The sequence below is a fragment of the Leisingera sp. G5_S3_59_S7 genome, assembly GCF_054968485.1.
Window position 1 is genome coordinate 12126 of record NZ_JBQKUH010000047.1, and the last position, 22345, is coordinate 34470.

The window sequence follows — 22345 nt, forward strand, 5'->3', positions numbered from 1 at the left end:
CTGTCAGCCGACCTGCAGCATCGCCATCAGCCGTTTCGAGAGCTGGGCAATGCCGGGATCCATGCCGAAGTCCGAACGCAGCCGGGTCAGCGCGGCCTCAGCCATCTCTGCCAGCTTCTGCGGATGGCGGGCGGCATAGAGCAGCGTTTCCGCCAGCGCCTCGGGCGCGTCTTCGCTCAGCAGGCCGTGGGTGCCGTGGGTGATGAATTCCGGAATGGCGGAGACCGGGGTCGACAGGATCGGCAGGGTTTGCGAGGCGGCTTCCATCAGAACATTAGGCAGCCCGTCGCGGTCGCCGTCCGCCGCGACCCGGCTGGGCAGCACAAACAGGTCGGAGTTGCGCATCGCCTCAATCACTTCGGGCTGATCGCAGGCCCCACGCCAAGTGATGCGGTGGGCGATGCCTGCATCCTCCGCCATGCCTTGCAAGAGATCCCCCAGACCGCCGCCGCCGATGTGTGTCCAGTGCCAGTCAAGGCCCGCAGGCAGCAGCGCCAGCGCGGCGATCAGGCGGTCAAAACCCTTCTTCTCCACCAGGCGGCCAACCGACATGAAGCGGATCGGATCCTGCGGCTGCCGGGCCTTGCGCTCCGGCGGGGCGGGAAAGCGGGACAGGTCGAGCCCGTGATAAACCAGATCAACCCGGTCCGGCGTATCGGCCAGCTCCTGCAGGTGCTTAGCGCCAAAACCGGTGCAGGTGGCACCAAAGGCCGCGCCGTGATGGGCGGCTGAGAGCTTTTCCTGCAGCTCCCAATCCGGTGAGGTCCAGATGTCCTTGGCGTGCGCCGAAAAGCTCCACGGCAGGCCGCGCATGATTGCGGCATAGCGCGCGACGGAGGAGGGCGTGTGCAGGAAATGCGCGTAGAGGCCCAGCACCTCGTCAGGCATTTCAGCCGCCAGCACGCAGGCCTGGCCAAAGCGGCGGATGCGGTTGGGGGTCGGGTCACGGCGCAGATCGGCGCGCCAGATGCGGTAGGCTTCGCCGTAGCCAGGCAAGCCTTGCGCAATGGCGCGGGCGCGCCAGACCCGCTCAGGCTCCTGATGCAGGTATTCCGGCAGATAGTTCACCTTGGCTTGCAACTGCGCATGCAGCGGGTGGCGTTTGATGTCGGTGGGGTGGCGCAGGGACCAGATTTCGAACGCGTGGCCAGCCGCTTCCAGGGCGACCAGTTCCTGTGCGATGAAGGTCTCGGACAGCCGCGGCCAGCCCTTGACCACCACCGCAAGGGGCGGGCGGGGGGCGCTCATTCAGCAGCCTCCCGGCGCGTGTCCTGCAACAGGGCTGAGACCCTCCGTGTCACATAATCCAGCCCGTCCAAAAGACCCTCGGAGCCCGCGGCAGAGGGCGGCGGCTGGGTGGCCAGCGCGCGGATCGCCTTGGCCAGCGCCGGAGCCGTCCAGCCGTCGCGGGTCTCGTCCAGCATTGTGGTGAGGCCGATCTCCTCAGCCCGGCTGGCGCGGATCCATTGTTCCAGCCGCGGGGTGGTGCGGGGCACGATCACCGCGGGTTTGTCAAACGACAGCACCTCGCAGAAGGTGTTGTAACCGCCCATGCAGACCACGCCTTGGGCGCCGGCAAAAAGCGTTTCGATTTGCGACTCAAAACCTACAGCGGTGACGCGGCCATTGAGCCGGGCAACGCGCTCCTCGAAATCCTCGCGGGTTTCGCCGGACAGGAAGGGGCCGTAAACCAGCACCGCCCGGGGCGACAGCTCCGGGTCGGCTTCATAGGCCGACAGCACCAAGTCTACCATCATCTCGCCATCGCCGCCGCCGCCGGGGGTGACCAGCAAATAGGGCTGCTCAGGCGGTTCGCCCACTTGGCCAAGGTCGCGGCGCAGGTAGCCGGTCCAGTGCATCCGTTCCTGCATCTCCGGCGTGAAGGGCAAACCGGCGGTCGGGTCATAGACAGAACGCGGTCCATAGACCCAAATCTCGTCATAGAAGTCGCGGGTCGCCTCGACTGCGTGCTTGCGCTCCCATTCGGCGGCCAGCACCTCCGGCTCATCCAGAACGTCCCGCAGGCCCAGCACCATCTTGCAGCGGTTAGTGGACTTGAGCAGCTCCAGCGCCGGCATCAGTTCGCCGCGGAATCCCGTGGGCTCCTTATCGGCCACCAGCACATCCGGTTCGTATTGCTCCACTGTGGAGCGGATCAGAGCCGCGCGCAGTTCGGCGGTTTCCTCGATGCTCATGCCCATGGTGCGCGAGGCATAGGAGCCATCGGCGCGTTTGATCACACCGGGCAGGCGGACATGGTCCACCCGGGTCGGAAAGGAAAACCGCCCCGCCACCGGCGAGCCGGTGAGGATCAGCGCCGAAGCGTCCGGATTGGCTGCGGTAATCGCCCCGGCCAGCGCCCGCGAGCGGCGCAAATGCCCCAGCCCGAATGTGTCGTGGCTGTAGAACATGATCCGCGGTCCGCGCGCGCAGGTGTCCGCTGCTGTCTTTCGGGTGCTTGTTGCCGTCATGTAAGCGCCTGATCAGGGTTCCGGACCGCGCCGGGCAAGGGGATGGTTCCGGCGGCGCCGGGGGCACGCCGGCCTGTACTGCCGCTCGTCCCCGGGCGCGTGCTGTTGTGCTCCGCCATCGTCCGCCTCAGATTGCGCGCACCGCAGCCGGATAGGGCGGGGGGCGCGGTCAGTATTTGCCTTTGCAGCTGCCGCTCCGGGCGGTGACTTCCACGGCCTCGGGGGCAGCTGACCGCCCCAAGAGCGGATATCTGAATTTGTATAGCCCGGAGCCCTGGCGCATGCAATCATGCGCCTTGGTTGCGCGACGCACAGGAAATTGCGCGCGCGCCATTTGCGCAACGCTCTTGCGCGTGATTAGTTTGATGCGAGTTTCCAAAAGGATAGGCGGTGATGCTGCAAATGTTGTTCCGGTTCCTGCTGTGCCTGCTGCTGAGTTTTGGGCTGACACCTCACGCCGGCGCGCAGGAAAGTGAAACGGCTCCGGCGGACGCGCTGTCCAAGGCGATTGAACGGGCGGCCGAAAGCGGCGTCAGCGTGGTTGTGGTCGATAGCAGCGGCCAGCTGCTGAATGCGCCGCCGGCGGCAGAGCCGGAAGCCGGGCATCCGGTCTCTGACGCGATGGAGGAGCCCTCGATCCTGATGAAGGCGCAATCCAGGGTTGGGGCCTTCAGGGCGGAACTGAACAGCCGACTGGAGGCGCTGCCCTATTCAATCTTCGAAATGCAGTACATCCTGCGCCAGACCAGCCCGGACGGGCGCATAATGACCTATGTCGAGGTGATGGGCTGGAGTGTGCTGTTCCTGCTGATCGGCCGCTGGCTGTCGACGGAGATCTATGGCAAGCGCTTTGCCAAGCGGTTCGTTGTCGCGCGGATCCGGGAAACACCCCAAGGCTATCAGGAAAAGATGCCCTTTCTGGTGTTCCGGTTCCTGATGGGGATTGGCGCCACGGTTTTCGCGATGGTCTTTGCGGCGTTGATTTCCTACCTGATTTTCGGCGCCTCTGGCGATCCGTCCATCGAATTCACCGTGACGGCCGTTTATACCGCCTTCTTCCTGGCGCGCACGGTGTCCGACCTTTGGCGGATGGTGTTGTCACCGTTTTTGGCCCAGTACCGGATCCCCGTATTCTCCGACCGGGATGCCAAGCGGCTTTATATCTGGGCGTCTTTGCTGGCGACCTACGACATTTCCACGACGCTATTTGCCACCTGGGTCGGGGATTTCGGCCTGAATTACAATGTTTATGCGCTGGTTTACGGCGTTCTGGCCCTGGTGGGGACGCTGGGAAACCTGCTCATGGTTCTGGTCAACAGGCGGGCGATTTCAAACGCCATCCGTGCGGGCCGGGCACCCGAGGAGTGTTCCTGGCTAGTGCGCGTTCTGGCCGTGGCATGGGCGCCGGTTCTGATGATCTATATGGCGTTCGGCTGGCTCAAGCTGGCCTTTGACCTGGTTCTTGAGCAGGACATTTCGATCCCGCTGATGGCGGGCAGCTATTTCGTGCTGACCACGATCCTGGTGGTCTACGGGGTGATCAACTATGGTATTGAGCGCTATTTCAGCCGCGCCCGGCTGGTTAAGCGCGAAGCAGCAGAAGTGGAGGAAGCTGCGGCTGAGGCGGGGGAGCCGGAAACCGCCATCCATGCAGCTGACGCGCCTGCGGCGGAGGAAATCCATCCGGATACTTCCGGGCCGGCACCTTCCGCGGCGATGAACGCGGAAGTCGTGGACGTACCGCAGGACAGCGCAACGCCGGAACCGGAAGACGAAACCGGAGAAGAGGAAGTCGCGCCGCGGTCCAAGCACCCGATTGCCACCTACGAGGATCTTGCCCGCCGGGTTGCGGGCATCCTGGCCTTTGTGGTCGGAGCATACTCTTTGGTGATCGTGTGGAACCCGGACGCCAGCTGGATCGCTTCCACCGCCGCCGAACGGGCGGTCGATGTCACGGTGATCCTGTTCATCGGCTACATCGTCTATCACCTGTTCCGGATCTGGATCGACAGCAAGATTGACGAGGAGGCCGGGGACGCTCCTCAGGGAGAGCTCGGCGATGAAGGCGGCGCGGGCGGCGCCAGCCGCTTGGCAACGCTGCTGCCGCTGTTCCGCGGCGCGATCCTGGCGGTGGTTCTGGTGTCGATCGTGCTGATCGTGCTGCTGGAACTGGGCATCAACGTGAGCCCGCTGTTTGCCGGTGCCGGTGTGGTCGGCCTGGCGGTGGGCTTCGGCTCGCAGGCGCTCGTCAGGGACATCTTTTCCGGCGCCTTCTTCCTGATCGACGATGCCTTCCGCAAGGGGGAATACATCGACATCGGCGATGTGAAGGGCACGGTGGAAAAAATCTCGGTCCGCTCTTTCCAGCTGCGCCACCACCTGGGCGCGCTGCACACCATACCCTTTGGCGAGATCAAGGTGCTGACCAACTATTCCCGCGACTGGGTAATGATGAAGCTGCCGCTGCGGGTGACCTATGACACCGATGTGGAAAAAGTCCGCAAGCTGATCAAGAAACTGGGCCAGACTCTGATGGATGACCCGGTTGTCGGACACACGTTCATTCAGCCGCTGAAATCCCAAGGCGTGATCGAGATGCAGGACTCGGCGATGATCATCCGGGTGAAATTCATGACCAAACCGGGGGACCAGTGGATCGTCCGCAAACGGGTGTATCAGGAAATCCGCGAGCTGTTTGCCCGCGAAGGCATCAAGTTTGCCCACCGCGAGGTCACCGTGCGGCTGGCGCCGGACCAGGAAGATGAGCTGACGCCGAAACAGAAGGAAGCCGCAGCAGGCGCTGTGCAGGCAGCAATCGACGAAGACATGCTGGAGGATATGGGCGGACCCGGCGGCGACGACCGGTGACGCCGCAACCGGGAGCTCTCCCGCCCCCGTGCCGGACCGCTGGCGCGCTCCGCTTGGGGTTGGGCGTGGCGCCGCGCTGCCGCGCGGCGCAGAGTGCCGGACAGCAACCGGTTATTCGGGCCAGTAGGCCGCGTTGCTGCCGCAGCATCCGGCTGGCAGATCCCAGCGGATCGGCTTTGATCCAATCCAGAGCGGGGGTGCGAGGCGGCGGCCCGGACCCCAGCCGCTGTTCTCGATCTTTTCGCTGTAATCGCTACCGGCCGAAGTGGTGAGGGCCGGGCCTTCAGCAGATTCTGGCAGTCCGGCAAGCAGCTCAGCTGTGCGCGCGAGAGAGAGATGCGCTGACGGAACCTCCGCTCCCCCGGCCGCTGCGGTGAGCGCTGAGAGCACTGCGGCAGCCATCAGATAGCCGGTGGCATGGTCGAGTGCCTGTACCGGCAGCGGAGCCGGCTTGTCCGATCCGGCCCAAGCGCGGCCGGCATCGGCGATTCCTGCGCTCATCTGCACCAGGCTGTCGAAGCCGCGGCGGGCCGCCCAGGGACCGGTCCAGCCGTAGGCGTCCAGCGTTACCTCCACCGCGTTGGGCGCGATTTGGCGGCGGCTGTCCGCCCCGTAACCCAGCCCGTCCAAAGCACCGGGGCGGTAGCCATGCACCAGGAAGTCCGCATCCGCCAGAAGGGTCTCGAACACCAGCCGGTCTTCGCCCTTGGTGAGATCCAGCGCCGCCATGCGCTTGCCCAGGGAAATATCGGTGATCACCCCCGGCTCATCCCAGCCGGGCGGGTCGATACGCAGCACATCGGCGCCGAAACCGGCCAGAGTGCGTGTGGACACCGGACCCGCAAGCACCCGGGTCAGGTCGAGCACGCGCAGCCCCGCCAGCGGGCGCGCTGCCGTTGCATGAGGCCGGTCCCGCAGCCGGACAGCGCGGGGGGAGGTCCACCTGATCAGCGGCTCCGCCGCGACGGCGCGGCCTTGCGGATGGGCGACCCAGTCCTCACGGCTGCGCATGGCTGCGGCCACACCGCCTTCGGCTACGATCTCGCTTTCCAGCCTGTCCGCCAGCCAATGGCGTACCGCTGCGGCTACGGCGCTGCGTTCGCCCGCGCAGCCAAGTACCCGCAGCGCGGCCCTTCGGTGGTGCGGCAGGTTGGTGTGCAGGCGGATCCAGCCGTCCTGCGTTTCATACACGCCTGCAATGGCATCCCACAGGCTGGGAAGCTCCCAGCCATCGGGGCGGAAGCTGTAGCTGAACCAAAGCGACGCCAGCCGCTGATCGACGGTGACTTCAGGCGCCAAGGGCGCGAGGTTCAGCGCCTCAATCAGCCGTGCAAGCTCGAGGCCAACCGCGGCAATCGAGGCATTGGCCAGTTCCGTCACCGCAAAAGCGCTGCGCCATCGGCCGGTGCCGGTGAGGCGGTAAGCGCCCGTGGCGGGCAGGGCGGCAAGCAGCGTCATTGCTGATAGGGATCCAGACTGTCGCGCAGGCCGTCGCCAAGGAAGTTGAAGGCCAGCACGACAATGACAATCGGCAGCATCGGTACGGCCAGCCAGGGATAAATCTCAACCGCGGTAAGGTTCTGTGCGTCATTCAGCATCACCCCCCAGCTGACCGCCGGGGCGCGCAGGCCAAGGCCAAGAAACGAGAGCGCCGTTTCCCCCAGTATCATCGCGGGGATCGACAGCGTGGCCGAGGCAATCAGGTGCGACATGAAGTTCGGCAGCAGATGCTTGCGGATCACGCGTCCCGACGAGGCGCCCATCATTTCCGCGGCGCGGACATATTCCTCTTCCCGCAAGGACAGGAACTTGGAGCGCACAGAGCGTGCCAGCCCGGGCCAGTCAAGAATGCCGAGGATGATCGAAATGATGAAGAACACCGCAACCGGCGACCAATTTGATGGCACCGCGGCGGACAGCGCCAGCCACAAAGGCAGCTCCGGCAGCGACCGCAGGATTTCAATCACCCGGTTCACCAGCCAATCGACCCGGCCGCCGAAGTATCCGGCGATGCTGCCGAAAAAGATGCCAAGAACAAAGGAAACCGTAATCCCGATCAGACCAACCGTCAGCGACAGCTGCGCCCCGTAGGATACGCGGCTGAAGATGTCGCGGCCCAGACGGTCCGATCCTAGAATAAAGATCGTCGCCTCCTCGCTAGCACAGAACAAGTGGCGGTTGCTTTCGATGAAACCCGCCAGGTAATAGGTGCTGCCTTTGCAGAAAAACGTCAGCTTAAGCGGACGCGAAGTGTCCGGTTTGAATTCCCATTGAAAGGTCTCCAGGTTCGCCTCGGAAGTCATCGGATAGACGTAGGGCCCGATGAATTCACCCTCGTGGAACAGCTTGATGGATTGCGGCGGCGAATAAAGGTGCTCTGAAAACCGCTGATTGGGGCCGTATGGCGCAATGAAGCCTGCAAAGGGGATCAGGCCGTAGGCAATCAGAAGGAAGATGCCCGAGATCAGTCCCAGCTTATGCGTCTTGAACTTGCGCCAGACCAGCAGCCAGTTGGGGGCGTCCAGATCCTTGCGCTCCAGCTCGAGCAGCGAGGCTTGCGGGTCAAAGGGTTCATCGTCGACATAACGTCCGTCAGGCAGCTGGGTCATGCGCCGCGCCCCTCATAGCGGATTCTGGGATCAAGCAGCACCAGCAGCACGTCAGAAATCATGGTGCCGATGAGGGTGAGCAGGGCGACGAACATCAGCACGAAGCCCGACAGGAACATGTCCTGCGTCTTGAGCGCGGTCAGCAGGGTCGGGCCGATGGTTTGCAGCCCCAGCACGACCGACACCAGCACCGAGCCGGAAATCATCGCGGGCAGCAGGTTGCCGATATCGGCGACAAAGGGATTGAAGGCCACCCGCAGCGGGTATTTGGCCAGCATGCGCGAGGGTGCCATGCCCTTGGCAATGGCGGTTTCCACATACGGCTTGCCCAGTTCGTCCAGCATGTTGGCGCGCAGCCGCTGCATCATGGCAGAGGCGCCAGCGGTGCCGATCACGAAGGTCGGCACGATCAGATGCACCAGGATGGATTTCACCTTCTCCCAGTTCATCGGCGCGCCTTCGAATTCAGGCGCCATCAGCCCGCCGATTGGCAGGTCGAACCAGCGGTGGCCGTAATAGAACAGGATCAGCGCCAGCAGGAAGTTCGGCGTGGCCAAACCCAGGTAGCCGACAAAGGCGGTTGTGTAGTCGACCCAGGTGCGCGCCCGGGCCGCGGCCAGAACGCCCAGCGGCAGTGCCACGGCATAGACGAAGACCACAGCCGCCACGTTGACCAGAACGGTCAGCCACAGGCTGTCGCCAACTATATCGGCCACCGGGCTGTCGAACTCGAAAGACCAGCCGAAGTTGCCCTGGATCATGCCGGAAAACCCGTGCGGGCCGGGCATGAAGCCCATCCAGATCATGTATTGCTGCCACAGGGGCTTATCGAGCGCGTATTCCTTGCGCAGGAACTCCGCCTTGGCAACGCCCGCGGACTGGCCAGTGGCCTGCAATTCCGCAATCTGGTTCGACAGATAGTCGCCTGGCGGCAGGTTGATGATGGCAAAGATCAGCACCGACACCACCAGCAGAGTAAGCAGCATGGTGCCAAAGCGGTATATGGCGTATCGCAGAATTTCCATCAGCCTTCGCCATCCTCGAAGAAAAACTCATCCGGGTGGTAGACGCCGAAATGCGCCCCCGGATCCCAGGCCCAAACCGCCTTTTCCGGCACGTTGCGCAGGCGGTTGCTGACCACGACGGGCTGGGGGGCAGCGGCCACCACGCCGATGGCATAGACCTGGTCCGCGTGAATTTTCAGCATCTCGCGCCAGGCCGCGGCCCGGTCTTCATGGGTGGCGGCCATGTTCCAGTCCTGCAGCAGTGCCATCAGCCGCTGGGCAGGGGCCATGTCCGGCGGCTCGCCGGCGTTGCCGCCGGTCTGATAGTACTGGCCCCACTTCGGCCACGACAGGAACACCTGATCGGTTGGCGCCAGATAGGCCGGCGAGGTATAGGCTTGCGGCAGACCGTTGTCCCAGCCGAACCAGGCAGAGGACATGGTGGTGCCGGAAAACACCCGGTTGCGCAGAATGTCGCGGTCCAGCGGCCGCATCACCAGTTTCACTCCGACATCGCGCCAGTCGTCCGAGATGATCTGCAGCGCGTTTTCCACCTCCTGCCGCTCGCCCGCGGTTTCCACCACCAGCTCCATCCGGCGCCCATCGGGCAGATAGCGGATACCGTAGCCGTCTTTTTCGGTCAGGCCGGCCTCGTCCAGCAGCTGGCCAGCCAGCTCCGGGTCGAAGTCCGCCCAGGCCTCGCGCAGCGCGGGGTCGAAGAATTCGCTCTGCTCCAGCACTGTCATAGCGCCGGGCTTGGCCAGATTGAAATAGAGCGCCCGGTTGATGGCGCGCCGGTTGATGGCCAGTGACAGGGCCCGGCGCACCCGGACGTCGCGCAGGATTTCGCGCCAGACCGGGTCATTCACGTTGAGGTTCGGGTAGATCGCAATCTGAGAGGCGGCCCCGGAGGCCCACAGATAGGTCTTGTAGTTCCTGCCGTCCTTCTCCCCCTTGCGCAGGATCGGAATGTCGCGGAAGCCAAGGCCGCGGGCCTGCAAGTCTGCCTCGCCCGCGTTCGACTTGGCCGCCACAAGCCCGGCGGTGACGATTTCCATTTCCACCGTGTCGATATAGGGCAGCTGCACGCCGCGGCTGTCGATGCGGTGGTAATAAGGATTGCGCACGAACTGGTGGCGGATCTTCTTGCCGGGCGACGCGTTGATCCAGGGCTGCAGGGTCGGAAGCTCGTGGTTGTCGAACTTGTACATGTTGTCGTATTTGTTGTGCAGCGCCGCCCAGCTTTTGACGCGGGCGTAATCGACTTCTTCCGCCAGAACCTCCGGATCGGCATAGTCCGCGTGAAACTGCTTCAGGTACTTCGCCGGCCGGTAGATGAAGGGCGGACGGGCCTGGGCCAGCAGATGCATGAAGCCCGGGTTGGGTGCGTCCCACTCGTAGACGACAGTGGTCTCGTCCGGAAAGCTCACCCGCGGCAGCTTGCCCAGGACCCGCATGAAGTCGGGCGGCCCGGCCGGGCTCAGCAATTCGTTGTTGGCAACGTCCTCCCACCAGTACCGGAAATCCGCCGAAGTGAAAGGATCGCCGCTGGACCAGCGGTGGCCGGGCCGCAGTGTCAGGGTGAAACGGCGGTTGCCCTCATTCTCAAAGCTCAGCAGGATATCCGGCTGCAGCTGGTAGTTCTCGTCATATCCGGCCAGCCGGGCGTAGCCGTAGACCACCATCTGGCGGATGTCCTTGGAGCGGGTGACCATGGTGTTGAGAGTGCCGCCCTGAACGCCGAATTCACGTCCCTTGGCCGCCAGATCCACCACCAGCGGCACCTCTGGGATGCGTTTGGCGGCAGGCGGCATGTAACCGGCCTTGACCTCGGAGCGCCAGAAGGCGCTCTCCTGCACCTCGGGGCCGGCCTGCGCGGTAAGCGGTGCCAGGCAGAGCGCAGCGGCAAGGAGGGGCTTCAAAGCATCAAACATGGCAGCGTACCTTGTGGCCGTGTTCCAGGTGGAGCATGTTCACCAGCGGCGGCGCTTCGGCGCCGTCAAAGCGGAACTCCTCCGGCCAGCATTCCGGTGCACCGGCGCCCTGGGCAACCAGTTTCAAGTTGATGGGCCGATCGACATCCGGCTCCGGCTGGGCAGCGATCAGCGCTTTGGTGTAGGGGTGCTGGGGATTGTAAAACAGCGTTTCCGGCGGCGCCTGCTCGACGATCAGCCCGCGCCGCATCACCGCCACTTCATCGGCAATCCGGGCAACCACTGCCAGATCGTGGCTGATGAACAGATACGACAGTTTCTGCTGGTCGCGTATCTCTTCCAGCAGCCGCAGGATCTGCTCCTGCACCGAAACATCCAGTGCTGAGGTCGGCTCGTCGCAGACGATCAGCGCCGGGTCCAGCATCAGCGCGCGGGCGATGGACAGGCGCTGGCGCTGGCCGCCGGAAAAAGCGTGCGGGTAGCGCTTGAGCATGTCGGGTGACAACCCGACCAGCCGCAGCATATCGGCCGCCTTGTCACGGCGGTCGGCGCGGCTGCCGATGCGGTGGATGTCCAACGGCTCCACCAGCGTGTCCTGAATGCGCATCCTGGGTGATAGCGAGGAGTAGGGGTCCTGGAACACCATCTGTGCCTGGCGCTGAAAGGCGGTGCGTGCAGTGCGGTCCATGTCGTGGACCGCAACCGCCGGCTCCCCGGGCGCCGGCCGGAACAGCACCTCGCCGCCGGGATCGGGCAGTTCTGCCCCCAGCGCGATCCGGGCCGCAGTGGTCTTGCCGGAGCCGCTCTCGCCGACGATCGCAAGTGTCTCTCCGCGGCTCATCCGCAGGTCGATCTCGCGGCAGGCGTGGATCAGGGTTGGCGCCTGCCAGCCCTTGCCGGCCCTGAGCGTGTAGGTCTTGGAGACCGATGTCATTTCCAAGATCAGGTCCTCGCGGGAGGGCGGGATGGCAACCACCGCCTCATCCGGGATTTCCGGCGCAGCCTTGAACAGCGCCTGGGTGTAGGGATGGGCAGGCGCACGCAGCATCGGCTCAGCCCCGCCGGATTCCATCACCCGGCCTTTGTGCATCACCACCACCTGTTCGGCCATGTTTGCGACGACTCCCAGATCATGGGTCACCAGGATCATCGCCATGCCGGTTTCGCGCTGCAGATCCTTCATCAGCCCCAGCACCTGCGCCTGGGTGGTCACATCCAGCGCCGTGGTCGGCTCATCGGCGATCAGCAGCTGAGGCTTGGCCACCATCGCCATGGCGATCATCGCCCGCTGCCGCATCCCCCCGGACAATTCAAAGGGGTAAGAGCGGTAGGTTTGTTCGGGCTCCGGGAAGCCGACCCGCTCAAAGCACTCCAATACCAGTTTGCGGGCTTCGCGCTCGCTCTTTCGGCCATGCAGCCACAGCACCTCGGACACCTGGTTGCCGATCCGGTGCAAAGGGGACAAGGAACGCATCGGCTCCTGAAAGATCATCGACACGATGTTGCCGCGCACGTCGCGCATGCGGCGTTCCTCCAGCGTGGCGAGATCCAGCTGGCCCTTGTCCGTGTCCAGCAGGATGCGCCCTGAGCGCAGCTGTGCCACCTTCGGCAGGATGCGCAGAACCGCGCGGCAGGAGACTGTTTTGCCGGACCCGCTTTCCCCGACCAGGGCTAGTGTTTCGCCCGGCCGGACGGCAAAGCTCACCTCTTTCACGACGGAGTCGTCCTTGTTGAATCCTATGCTGAGGTTTTCGACGGACAGCAGCGGGCGCATTCAGATGTGTCCGCCCGGCTGGTTCAAGGCGTGCATGAGATCGTGTGTTCCCCTGTTTTTTTGCCTCACCTTCGCGCGCCGGACCCCGTGTAGTCAAACCCCATTTGGTCAGTGGCCCGCGGTAAAAGGGAAATTTAACCGGCATTTGCGTAGTGCAGCACGGCGCTGCGGCGGGTGGTCCGGAGCGAAACAGACCTGCCGCGCAGGGCCTGTGGCCTTCATGCCACTCGGCTTTTACCGCTGTTGCCGGCCTGCGGAACTGCGATGTTGGCGCCCGCAGTCCCCCCGGCATAAGATGACCGTAAATGCGAAGGATCCGAAGGGACGCACATGGCGCAGAAACCTGTTCTCCACCGCGACGATCCGGAGGCTGAGCCGCTGGTCGGCAATATCAAAGTCACCCGCAATGACTGGCTGAATGTAGCGATGGATGTGCTGATCTCTGACGGGGTGGAGCAGGTGAAGGTGCTGGCGCTGGCGGAGCGGATGCAGGTCTCGCGCTCGTCCTTCTACTGGTATTTCAAGTCTCGCCAGGATTTGCTGGATGCGCTGCTGAAGACTTGGGAGCAGACCAACACCGCAGGCATGGTCCGCCAGGCCGAGGCTCCGGCCAGGACCATCACCGCGGCGGTGCTGAACGTGTTCCACTGCATCACCAACCCCAACCTGTTCAACACCGCCCTGGATTTTGCGGTGCGCGACTGGTCGCGCCGTTCCGGCAAAGTGCGCAGCCTGCTGGACCGCTCGGACCGCCGCCGGGTCGAAGCCTTGACCGGCATGTTCGAACGTTACGGCTACCCGGGGCGAGAGGCGGTGACCCGCGCCAAAGTGCTTTATTACATGCAGCTTGGCTATGACATGGCTGACCCGAACGAAAGCCACGCCCACCGGCTGGAGGTGACGCCGGAATACCTCAAGGTGTTCACCGGGCGCGAGCCGCTGCCGGAGGAAATGGAAGCTTTTACCGAATTCACTCGCCAGCACTGGGATGTGTGACACGCCGGCCCGTGCGGGCCGGCGGTTTGGATTACAGGTTGTTGAGCGTTTCCGCGGCGTCCGCACGGACGTCCTTGGCGGCTTGCAGGCGCACCGGGCCGTAACCGCGGATTTCCATTGGCGCTTTCAGCAGCTTCAGGCAGGCTTCGCGCTTCTCTGCGGCGTAGCGGCTGGCGACGGTCTCGAGCACGCCCTCATACCAGGCCAGCAGCTCGCGGTGCAGCCGGGCCTCTTCGTGGTAGCCGAAGATGTTGAAGGCCGAACCGCGCAGAGCCTTGCCTTTGGCCAAAAGGTTCATCGCCGGACGCAGCCAGGCGCCAAAGACCCGTTTGACCGGGCGCCCGCGTGCGTCCTGCTTCCAGTTCAGCAGCGGCGGGGCGAGGTGGTATTTCACGGAGAAATCGCCCTCGAACTCCTCCTCCAGCTGATGCCGGAACCTGTCGCTGGTCAGCAGCCTGGCGACCTCATACTCGTCCTTGTAGGCCATCAGTTTGAACAGCGACCGGGCTGCTGCTGCCGTCAGCTCCTCCTGCGCGTCGCGGGGCAGCGCCTCGCGGAACCGGTTCAGGGCCGCGGTATAGCGGCTGGCATAGGCCATGTTCTGATATCCGGTGAGGAAAGTAGCACGGCGCTCAATCAGCTCGTCCAGCGTTTCCTCCCTTTGGGGTGCTTCCTCGTAATGGCTGGCAACCAGGTTCGGATCAACCGCCATGGCGCGCCCGATTGCAAAGGCCAGGCGGTTCTTGTCAATCGCAACGCCGTTCAGCTCAATCGCCTGGTCCAGCGCCCCGGCGCTGACCGGCACCAGCCCCTTTTGCCAGGCAAAGCCCAGCATCATGACGTTGGCCAGAACCGCATCGCCCAGCATCTTTTCCGCCGCCTCATTGGCGTTGAAGCCGGAGAGGTTTTTCGGGCCGACAGCATCGGCGATGGTCTTCTCGCGCACGCCCGCCATCAGGTCTGCATCGCGGCGCAGCACTAGGTCGCCAGTAGGCATCTCCGCCCGGTTCAGCACCACCTTGGTGCCGGACCGGTAATGGACCGACGCCTTGGGCGCCGAGCTGACCACCACATCGCAGCCGATCACGGCATCCGCGCCGGCCTGATCAATCCGCACTTGGTTCAAAGTGTCCGGAGCAGTCGACAGCCGGATGTAGCTCAGAACCGTGCCGAACTTCTGGGCAAAGCCGGTGAAATCCAACACGCTTGCGCCCTTGCCCTCCAGATGCGCCGCCATTGTGATCAGTGCGCCCACGGTGACAACGCCGGTGCCGCCAACCCCGGTGACCAGCAGGTCAAACGGCTCTGAAAGCGCGGGCAGTTCGGGCGCGGGCAGCTTGGCCGTCAGCGCAGCGGCATCCAGCCCGGCGATCTTCTTCTTGCGGCGGGCGGCACCTTCGACGGTTACAAAGCTGGGGCAGAAGCCGTTCAGGCAGGAAAAATCCTTGTTGCAGGTCGACAGGTTGATCTTGCGCTTGCGGCCAAAGGGCGTCTCCTTCGGCTCCACGCTCAGGCAGTTGGACTCCACCGAGCAATCCCCGCAGCCTTCGCAGACCAGATCGTTGATGAAGGCAAACTTGGCCGGGTCTTCCATCTTGCCGCGCTTGCGGCGGCGGCGCTTTTCGGTGGCGCAGGTCTGTTCGTAGATCAGCACGGTGACGCCGGGGATCTCGCGCAGTTCCCGCTGAACCGTGTCCAGCGCGCTGCGGTCGTGGAAGGTTGTGCCCGCCGGGAAGTCGCCGCGGCTGAACTTGCCGATGTCGTCCGAGACCAGGGCAATCCGTTCAACCCCTTCGGCACGGCAGGTCTGCGCGATGCCATGCACCGAGACCGGCCCGTCCACCGGCTGGCCGCCGGTCATCGCCACCGCGTCATTGTAAAGGATCTTGTAGGTGATGTTGGTGCCGGCCGCGACCGCCTGCCGGATCGCCAGCGAGCCGGAGTGATACCAGGTGCCTTCGCCCAGGTTCTGGAACACATGCTTGCCCCCGTTGAACTGCGAGGCCACGGTCCACGGCACGCCTTCGCCACCCATCTGCGCATAGCCCGCCGTCTCGCGGTCCATCCAGCTCGCCATCACGTGGCAGCCGATGCCGGAAAACGCCTTGGATCCCGCCGGCAGCTTGGTTGAGGTGTTGTGCGGGCAGCCGGAGCAGAAATAGGGCGTGCGGGTGGCACCAGGCACGTTCAGCACCTTCGGCGGCTCCGCAGTCAGCGCTGCCGCCTTAGCGGGCAGGTTTTCCTCCGGGAAGAACTTGTCCAGCCGCGCTGCCACGATCGGCGCCAGCAGCAGCGGGCTCAGCTCTCCGGTCCAGGGGATCAGCGGGTTGCCCTCGCTGTCGTATTTGCCGACCATCTTCTCCGGCTTGTTGCCGGGCCAGTCATAGAAGTTTTCCTTGAACTGGCTCTCGATGATGCCGCGCTTTTCTTCGACAACCAGAACTTCCTGCTTGCCCTTAACGAACTTCAGCGCATCGGTGCGGTCCAGCGGCCAGACCATGCCGACCTTGTAGATGTCGATGCCCAGGCGGCGGCACGCGGCCTCATCCAGCCCCAGAAGCCGCAGCGCCTCCATCAAGTCCAGGTGGCCCTTGCCGGTGGACACGAAACCGAAGCGGGCCTCTTTGATGTCATAGATCCGCTTGTCGATCGGGTTCGCCTCGGCAAAGGTGCGCACCGCGTCCAGCTTGGCGTGGATGCGGGTCTCGATCTCGGGCGAGGGCAGGTCGGCGCGGCGGATATGCAGGCCGCCGGGATACTCCGGCAGATCGGGAAAAACGAACTGGCGGTCCGGCTGCAGCTCGACCGAGCGCGCGCTTTCCACGGTTTCCGAAACCGCCTTGATGCCAACCCAGGTGCCGGAGTAGCGCGACAAGGCAAAGCCGTACTCGCCAAAGGTCAGATATTCAGAGACATCCGCCGGGTTCAGCACCGGCATGAACCAGGACATGAAGGCGACGTCAGACTGGTGCGGCATGGAGGAGCTGACACAGCCGTGGTCGTCGCCGGCCACCACTAGGACGCCGCCCTTGGCGGACGAGCCATAGGCGTTGCCGTGCTTCAGCGCGTCGCCCGACCGGTCGACGCCCGGTCCCTTGCCATACCACATGGAAAACACGCCCTCGACCTCGCAGTGCGGGTCCAGCACCGCCTGCTGGGCGCCCAGAACGGCGGTGGCGCCCAGGTCCTCGTTCACGGCGGGCATGAACTTGATCCGGTTTTCCTGCATCCGCGCCTTGGCGCGCCAGAATTCCAAGTCCACTCCGCCCAGCGGCGATCCGCGGTAGCCCGATACAAACCCTGCGGTGTTCAGCCCCGCTTCGCGGTCGCGGCGCGCCTGGTCCAGCATCACCCGGGCCAGCGCTTGGGTGCCGGTCAGGAACACTCGGCCCTTGGTCATCTCGTAACGGTCGTCCAGCTTGTAGCTGCGGAAATCGTGGCTCAGCTTGGTCATCGCGGGGGAAGTCCTTGCTCGGAAACTGTTGATCGCGGAAAGATAATCCTCCCTGCGTGAAATGAATTGCCAGACTTGCTGGTTTTACGAAGGAATATGGGTATATTACCCGAAAACTTGAGAAAGACCGGAAATTCTGACCGCCAGATGAAGCTTGATCACCGCGACCGCAGTATTTTGACCCTGCTGCAGGAAGATTCCCGCATCTCCAATGCCGACTTGGCGGAGGCAGTGGGCATGTCGCCCTCTGCCCTGTGGCGCCGGGTGCGGGCGCTGGAGGATGCGGGCATTATTGAGCACTACGGCGCGGTGGTGAATGCGCCTGCCATGGGCCTGGCGTTCCAGGCCATTGTGCACGTGCATCTGACCCGCCACGATCCGGACAAGCTGGTGGAGTTCATCCGGGCGGTGGAGACCAGCCCGCTGGTGCAGGAATGCTATGCCACCACCGGCCAGGCCGATTATCATCTGCGGGTGCTGGCGCCTGATCTGGACGCCTATAACCGGTTCCTGGAGGATTTCCTGTTCCGCCTTCCGGCGGTTGCCAGTGCCCAGACCAATGTGGTGCTTCGCACGATCAAACGGGACAAGCCTGTGGTACCCTGAAAAGTGCGCCTTCGGCGCATGCCTCCGGCAGGGGTATTTGCGCAAAGTAAAATTAGCCCCGTTCTTGAGCTCCTTCTTTGCAGAAGTACCCCGGGGGGCTGGGGGGGGCGCTCCCAAGCCGGCGGCCGCCTTCTACATCGCGGCGTATTTCACCCAGGCCCAGGCCATGGCGATATAGGTCAGCTGGTGCAGCGCCTGGTCAGAGCCCATCGCCTGCCAGAACAACGGTTGCTGCGGGTTCAGCTTGCGGCGCTCGGAGAACCGGGCCTTGCCGAAGTCGATGTGGAAATGCACCACCCATTCCAGCGCACCGAGCACCAGGATGAACATCACCGGTGCGCCGAACAGCAAAAAGACGATGGCTGATCCGATGACATGAACCCCGGCATGCTGGGCGCGCCCCACGTGGACATAGGCACAGCGGCCGGATAGCATTTTGGGCGTTTGCAGAAAGAAGTCGGCAAACAGGTGTTTGACCTGCAAAGCGCAGAGCAGCAGCAGAACAGATCCGACATAGTCCGGCAAACCGAATGACCTCCAGCATGGGTACCTGGCTGGAACCTTACGGATTTTTCGCCGCCTGGCAAATGCCGCGCCAGCAGGGTGCCGTAACGGGACAAAGCGGATTTCTGCCCATTGCCTGTGCCCGCCAAACCGCGCTACCCATAAGGCAGACCACACCCGAAGCCGCCATTGATGGAGCTTTCCCATCGAACGCTCTCTGTTCCGTTTCATCTGGAAATACTCGAAACGCGATCAGCTGGTGCTGCTGATGGTCACCGCCTGCCTGTTCCCGCTGCTGTATCTGACGCTGGAACTGCCCAAGCGGATAATCAACGATGCAATCGGCTCGGAAACTTCCACCGTCACTGTGCTCGGCTACAGTTTCGACCAACTGACGTTCCTGTGGATCCTGTGCGGCGCCTTCCTGGTGTCGGTTCTCTGTCACGGCTTGCTGAAAATGCGGATCAACACCATGAAGGGGGTGCTGGCCGAGCGCATGCTGCGCCGCTTCCGCTATCAGCTGATCGCCCGGGTGCTGCGCTTTCCGCAGCCATATTTCGAGCGCGTCAGCCAGGGCGAACTGGTGTCGATGGTGACCTCCGAGTCGGAACCGATGGGCGGGCTGATGGGGGATGCGGTCAGCCAGCCGGTACTGCAAGCGGGCCAGATGCTGACCATCCTGTTCTTCCTGTTCCTGCAGAACTTCTGGTTCGGGATGGCGGCGATTGCGCTTATTCCGCTGCAGGGATGGCTGATCCCGATGCTGCAGCGCCAGATCAACCAGCTGAACAAAAAGCGGATCAAGCAGGTGCGCGCGCTGGCCACTGAGATCGGCGAAAGCGCCGCGGGCGCCGCGACGCTGAGGATCAACGGCGGCTGGCGCTACCGGATGGCGGTGATCACCGAACGGCTGGGACGGCTGTACGAAATCCGCTTCCAGATCTATCAGAAGAAGTTCTTTATGAAGTTTCTCAACAACTTCATAACCCAGCTGACCCCCTTCTTCTTCTATGCGGTCGGCGGCTATCTGGTGCTGCAAGGCAAGGTCTCGCTGGGGGCGCTGGTGGCGGCGCTAGCCGCCTACAAGGACCTCGCAGCACCCTGGAAAGAGCTGCTGGCCTATTACAACCAGACCCAGGACATGAGCTTGCGCTGGGACGTGGTTCTTGAGCGCTTTGCACCGCAGGGGATGGTCGGCGAAAAGCTGATGACCGGCGAGCCGGAGGAACTGGCGCACCTCAAAGGTGACATTGTGCTGGATTCCGTCACCGTGCGGGACGCCGACGGGAACCTTGTGCTGGAGGAGCTGAGTGCCGCTTTCCCCGCCGGGCAGGTGATCGGGATTGCCGCCCCCTCGGAGGAAGACAGGCGCGCCCTGGCGGAACTTCTGACAAGGGAGATTCTGCCGTCGTCGGGCGCGGTGACGGTGGCGGACCAGAACCTCAGCGGCATGCACCAGGCCACGCTGGCGGCACGGATCGGCTACGCCACCTCGCGGCCGGTTCTGTTTCAGGGCTCGTTCGGCGACAATGTGATGATGCCGATGCGCCTGCGCCCGCTGGGCGAGGCGCAAGACCTTGAGCGGCTGGAAACGGCCATTCGGGCTGGCAACAGCCCGGACCCCTTTGACGCGCCCTGGCTGGACCCGGAGCTGGCGGGATTCTCCAGCGAGGAGGAGCTGCGGGGCTGGTGGCTGAAACTGGTGGAGGGGATAGGGTCCGACACCGCATTGTTCCGCCGCGGCATCGAGCAGTACTTTGAGGCCCCTGCGCACCCGGACCTTGCAGAACAGCTGGTCAGGCTGCGCCCGGCTGTGCGCGAGGCCGTCAAGATCGCAGGCCTGGACGTGCATGTGCATTTTCTGGACGCGGACAGCTACAACCCGGCACTGCCGGTTGCGGAGAACCTGCTGTTTGCCGCGTCTCAAGAAACCATGACCGTTGAAACGCTGCTGCGGCACGCGGAGTTTCTCGGCCAGCTCAAGCAGCTGGGGCTGGACAAGGGGCTGGTGTCGCTGACCCGCGACGTGGTGGAGATGCTGCGGCAGATCTTTGGCATGGATGGCACCGGCCACCCGCTGTTCCGCAAACTGGGGCTGGATGTGGAGGCCTATGAGGCAGCGATTGCCCTGGTTGACCGGCAGGGGGCCGACAACGCCGCAGCGCTCAGCCGCGAAGAGCTGGCGCAGCTGCTGATCGTGCCCTTCACCATTTCTGCGGAACAGATCGGCCCGGCGTTTGAGGACGGGATGAAGGAGCGCATCCTGAGTTTCCGCCGCACGCACGGGGAAAGCCTGCTGGAAACGCTGGGGGCAAGCTTTGTGCCGTTTTCCGGCGGCAGTTTTGCGCCCACCTTGACGGTTCTTGAAAACGCCTTGTTCGGTAAAATCTCCGATGCGGCCGGCGCCAAAGGCGACGAGGTGCGCAAGCTGGTTTCGGATCTGATGGTGCGCGAGGGGCTGCGCGACCAGGTGGTAGAGCTGATCTTTGACATGCCGATCGCCGTCGGCGGGCAAGGGCTGGCAGCCAGTTTCGCAGAACCGCTGGCATTCTGCCGGGCCACCATCAAGCGGCCGGATATCCTGATCCTGGATTCCGCCATGGCGAGCTATGACCTTGAAACCCGGGTGGCAGTGCACAAAAACCTGCGCAAACTGCTGCCGGACACCACGCTGATCTACCTAGCGTCCGGCTTCCAGAATCCGGATGTTTTCGACGTCTTTTATGAACTGCGCCAGGGACGGCTGGTCAGCGACGAGGCGCAGGAGGTGGCGGCCAGCGAGGGGGCGGCCAGCCAGGACCTCGCCCGCAAGCTTCGGGCGCTGGAACAGACGGAACTGTTCTCCGGCCTGAACCGCCGCCAGCTGCGCCTGCTGGCATTCGGCGCACGCTGGTACGAGGCCGCCAAAGGCGAGGCGGTTTTTCTCAAGGATGATGAGGCCTCGGACGGCGCCTATATGATCCTCGAAGGCGAGGCGGGGCTTTATCTGCCGCAGGAGGGTGCAGAGGACCGGTTGATTGCCAGGGTCGGGCCCGGGCGGCTGGTCGGAGAGCTGGGGCTGATCCGGCAGGAGCCCCGGGCGCTGAGCATGATAGCGGAGAGCGACCTGCGCTGCCTGCGCATCGGCGAGGAGGAATTCCTGGCGGTTGTCGAAAACGATGCCTCGACCGCCTTCAAGCTGCTGCAGGTGGTGGCGGGCTACGTCTCCAACTGAACCGGAACAACCAGGACACAGGGGAAACACTCATGAAACTGCTGCGATACCGCGCCGGGGGAGACGTGCGGCCGGGGTTGTTGGACAGCGCTGGCGCGGTCCGGGACCTGTCCGCGCATGTGCCGGATATCACCGGAGCGGTGCTGGATGACGCGACCTTGGCCCGGCTGGCCGCGCTGGACCCGCAAACCCTGCCGCTGGTGCCGGGCGCGCCGGACCTGGCGCCGTGTGTCGGCCAGGCCGGCAAATTTCTGGGGATCGGCCTCAACTACACCGATCACGCCGAAGAAATGAACATGGATCTGCCGGAGCATCCGATCCTCTTCCTCAAGGCCACGTCTTCGATTGTTGGCGCAAATGACGACGTGATCCTGCCGCGCGGCTCGGTTGCTGCGGATTGGGAGGTGGAATTGGGCGTGGTGATCGGCACCGCTGCCAAATACGTGCCGGAGGCAGAGGCGCTGAACCACGTTGCGGGGTACTGCGTGATCAACGATGTGTCGGAGCGCGACTTTCAGACTAAGCTGACCGGCCAATGGACCAAGGGCAAGAGCTGCGACAGCTTCGGGCCCATAGGCCCCTGGCTGGTGACCCGGGACGAGGTGCCCGATCCGCAGGCGCTGTGGCTCACGTGCGACGTGAACGGCGAACGCAAACAAACCGGCAGCACCCGCACAATGGTATTCACAGTGGCCCAGATCATCGCGCATCTGAGCCAGCTGATGACCTTGCACCCAGGCGACGTGATCGCCACCGGGACACCGCCGGGCGTAGGCATGGGGATCAAGCCCGCACCGGTCTATCTGAAGCCGGGTGACGTGATGCGGCTGGAGATCGAGGGCTTGGGCGTTCAGACCCAGACCGTGCGCGCGGACAGCTGAGGCAAGGCGGGTGAGGCAAGGCGGGGCGCT

The 22345-nt window shown here is 63.9% G+C and carries 14 protein-coding genes; 5 read left to right on the plus strand and 9 right to left on the minus strand.

What is annotated here, in order from left to right; translation table 11 throughout:
- Window positions 1-3 precede the first annotated feature (3 nt).
- Together ACTRWG_RS17490 and ACTRWG_RS17495 are read right to left on the minus strand one after the other, a co-directional pair.
- Complete coding sequence (locus ACTRWG_RS17490) at window positions 4-1248, minus strand: glycosyltransferase family 4 protein (RefSeq protein WP_027235334.1); 1245 nt, start codon at window positions 1246-1248, stop codon at window positions 4-6.
- Entirely contained in the window at window positions 1245-2471 is a 1227-nt protein-coding gene (locus ACTRWG_RS17495) for a glycosyltransferase family protein (protein WP_027235333.1), read from the minus strand. The genes ACTRWG_RS17490 and ACTRWG_RS17495 overlap by 4 nt, the downstream gene beginning before the upstream one ends.
- 393 nt (window positions 2472-2864) lie before the next feature.
- Between ACTRWG_RS17495 and ACTRWG_RS17500 the strand changes: the two genes are divergently transcribed.
- Window positions 2865-5339 (plus strand): mechanosensitive ion channel family protein, encoded by a 2475-nt coding sequence (locus ACTRWG_RS17500; protein WP_462829698.1) that lies wholly within the window; start codon window positions 2865-2867, stop codon window positions 5337-5339.
- A 111-nt stretch (window positions 5340-5450) separates the two neighbouring features.
- Here ACTRWG_RS17500 and ACTRWG_RS17505 read toward each other — a convergent pair whose 3' ends face one another.
- Genes ACTRWG_RS17505 through ACTRWG_RS17525 form a run of 5 tightly spaced genes read right to left on the minus strand, consistent with a single transcriptional unit; the run spans window position 5451 to window position 12660 of the window.
- Complete coding sequence (locus tag ACTRWG_RS17505; RefSeq protein ID WP_462829699.1) at window positions 5451-6797, minus strand: CoA transferase; 1347 nt, start codon at window positions 6795-6797, stop codon at window positions 5451-5453.
- Window positions 6794-7948 (minus strand): ABC transporter permease, encoded by a 1155-nt coding sequence (locus tag ACTRWG_RS17510; protein ID WP_027235330.1) that lies wholly within the window; start codon window positions 7946-7948, stop codon window positions 6794-6796. Before ACTRWG_RS17510 ends, ACTRWG_RS17505 begins: the two co-directional genes overlap by 4 nt.
- Complete coding sequence (locus ACTRWG_RS17515) at window positions 7945-8973, minus strand: ABC transporter permease (RefSeq protein ID WP_027235329.1); 1029 nt, start codon at window positions 8971-8973, stop codon at window positions 7945-7947. The genes ACTRWG_RS17510 and ACTRWG_RS17515 overlap by 4 nt, the downstream gene beginning before the upstream one ends.
- Entirely contained in the window at window positions 8973-10886 is a 1914-nt protein-coding gene (locus ACTRWG_RS17520; protein WP_462829700.1) for an ABC transporter substrate-binding protein, read from the minus strand. Before ACTRWG_RS17520 ends, ACTRWG_RS17515 begins: the two co-directional genes overlap by 1 nt.
- Window positions 10879-12660 carry an ABC transporter ATP-binding protein gene (locus ACTRWG_RS17525; protein WP_462829701.1) on the minus strand — a complete coding sequence of 594 codons (1782 nt, stop codon included), beginning with the start codon at window positions 12658-12660 and terminating at the stop codon, window positions 10879-10881. Before ACTRWG_RS17525 ends, ACTRWG_RS17520 begins: the two co-directional genes overlap by 8 nt.
- 330 nt (window positions 12661-12990) lie before the next feature.
- Here ACTRWG_RS17525 and ACTRWG_RS17530 point away from each other — a divergent pair, with 330 nt between their 5' ends.
- A complete protein-coding gene (locus ACTRWG_RS17530) occupies window positions 12991-13656 on the plus strand; it encodes a TetR/AcrR family transcriptional regulator (protein WP_462829702.1) in 666 nt (221 codons plus the stop codon).
- 31 nt (window positions 13657-13687) lie between these two features.
- On the opposite strand, the gene ACTRWG_RS17535 is transcribed toward ACTRWG_RS17530, so the two are convergent.
- Window positions 13688-17110, minus strand: coding sequence for an indolepyruvate ferredoxin oxidoreductase family protein (locus ACTRWG_RS17535; RefSeq protein ID WP_462829703.1), 3423 nt, complete (start codon window positions 17108-17110; stop codon window positions 13688-13690).
- A 147-nt stretch (window positions 17111-17257) separates the two neighbouring features.
- Here ACTRWG_RS17535 and ACTRWG_RS17540 point away from each other — a divergent pair, with 147 nt between their 5' ends.
- Entirely contained in the window at window positions 17258-17716 is a 459-nt protein-coding gene (locus ACTRWG_RS17540; RefSeq protein ID WP_027235324.1) for an Lrp/AsnC family transcriptional regulator, read from the plus strand.
- A gap of 132 nt (window positions 17717-17848) precedes the next feature.
- Here ACTRWG_RS17540 and ACTRWG_RS17545 read toward each other — a convergent pair whose 3' ends face one another.
- Window positions 17849-18241: a DUF3307 domain-containing protein gene (locus tag ACTRWG_RS17545; RefSeq protein ID WP_027235323.1), complete on the minus strand. Its 393-nt coding sequence runs from the start codon at window positions 18239-18241 to the stop codon at window positions 17849-17851.
- A 247-nt stretch (window positions 18242-18488) separates the two neighbouring features.
- Between ACTRWG_RS17545 and ACTRWG_RS17550 the strand changes: the two genes are divergently transcribed.
- Together ACTRWG_RS17550 and ACTRWG_RS17555 are read left to right on the plus strand one after the other, a co-directional pair.
- The gene (locus tag ACTRWG_RS17550; protein WP_209320219.1) at window positions 18489-21434 is read left to right on the plus strand and encodes an ABC transporter transmembrane domain-containing protein; all 2946 of its coding nucleotides are present in this window, start codon (window positions 18489-18491) and stop codon (window positions 21432-21434) included.
- Between the two features lie 32 nt (window positions 21435-21466).
- Window positions 21467-22315, plus strand: a complete 849-nt coding sequence (locus ACTRWG_RS17555; RefSeq protein WP_027235321.1) for a fumarylacetoacetate hydrolase family protein — start codon at window positions 21467-21469, stop codon at window positions 22313-22315.
- Window positions 22316-22345: the final 30 nt, after the last annotated feature.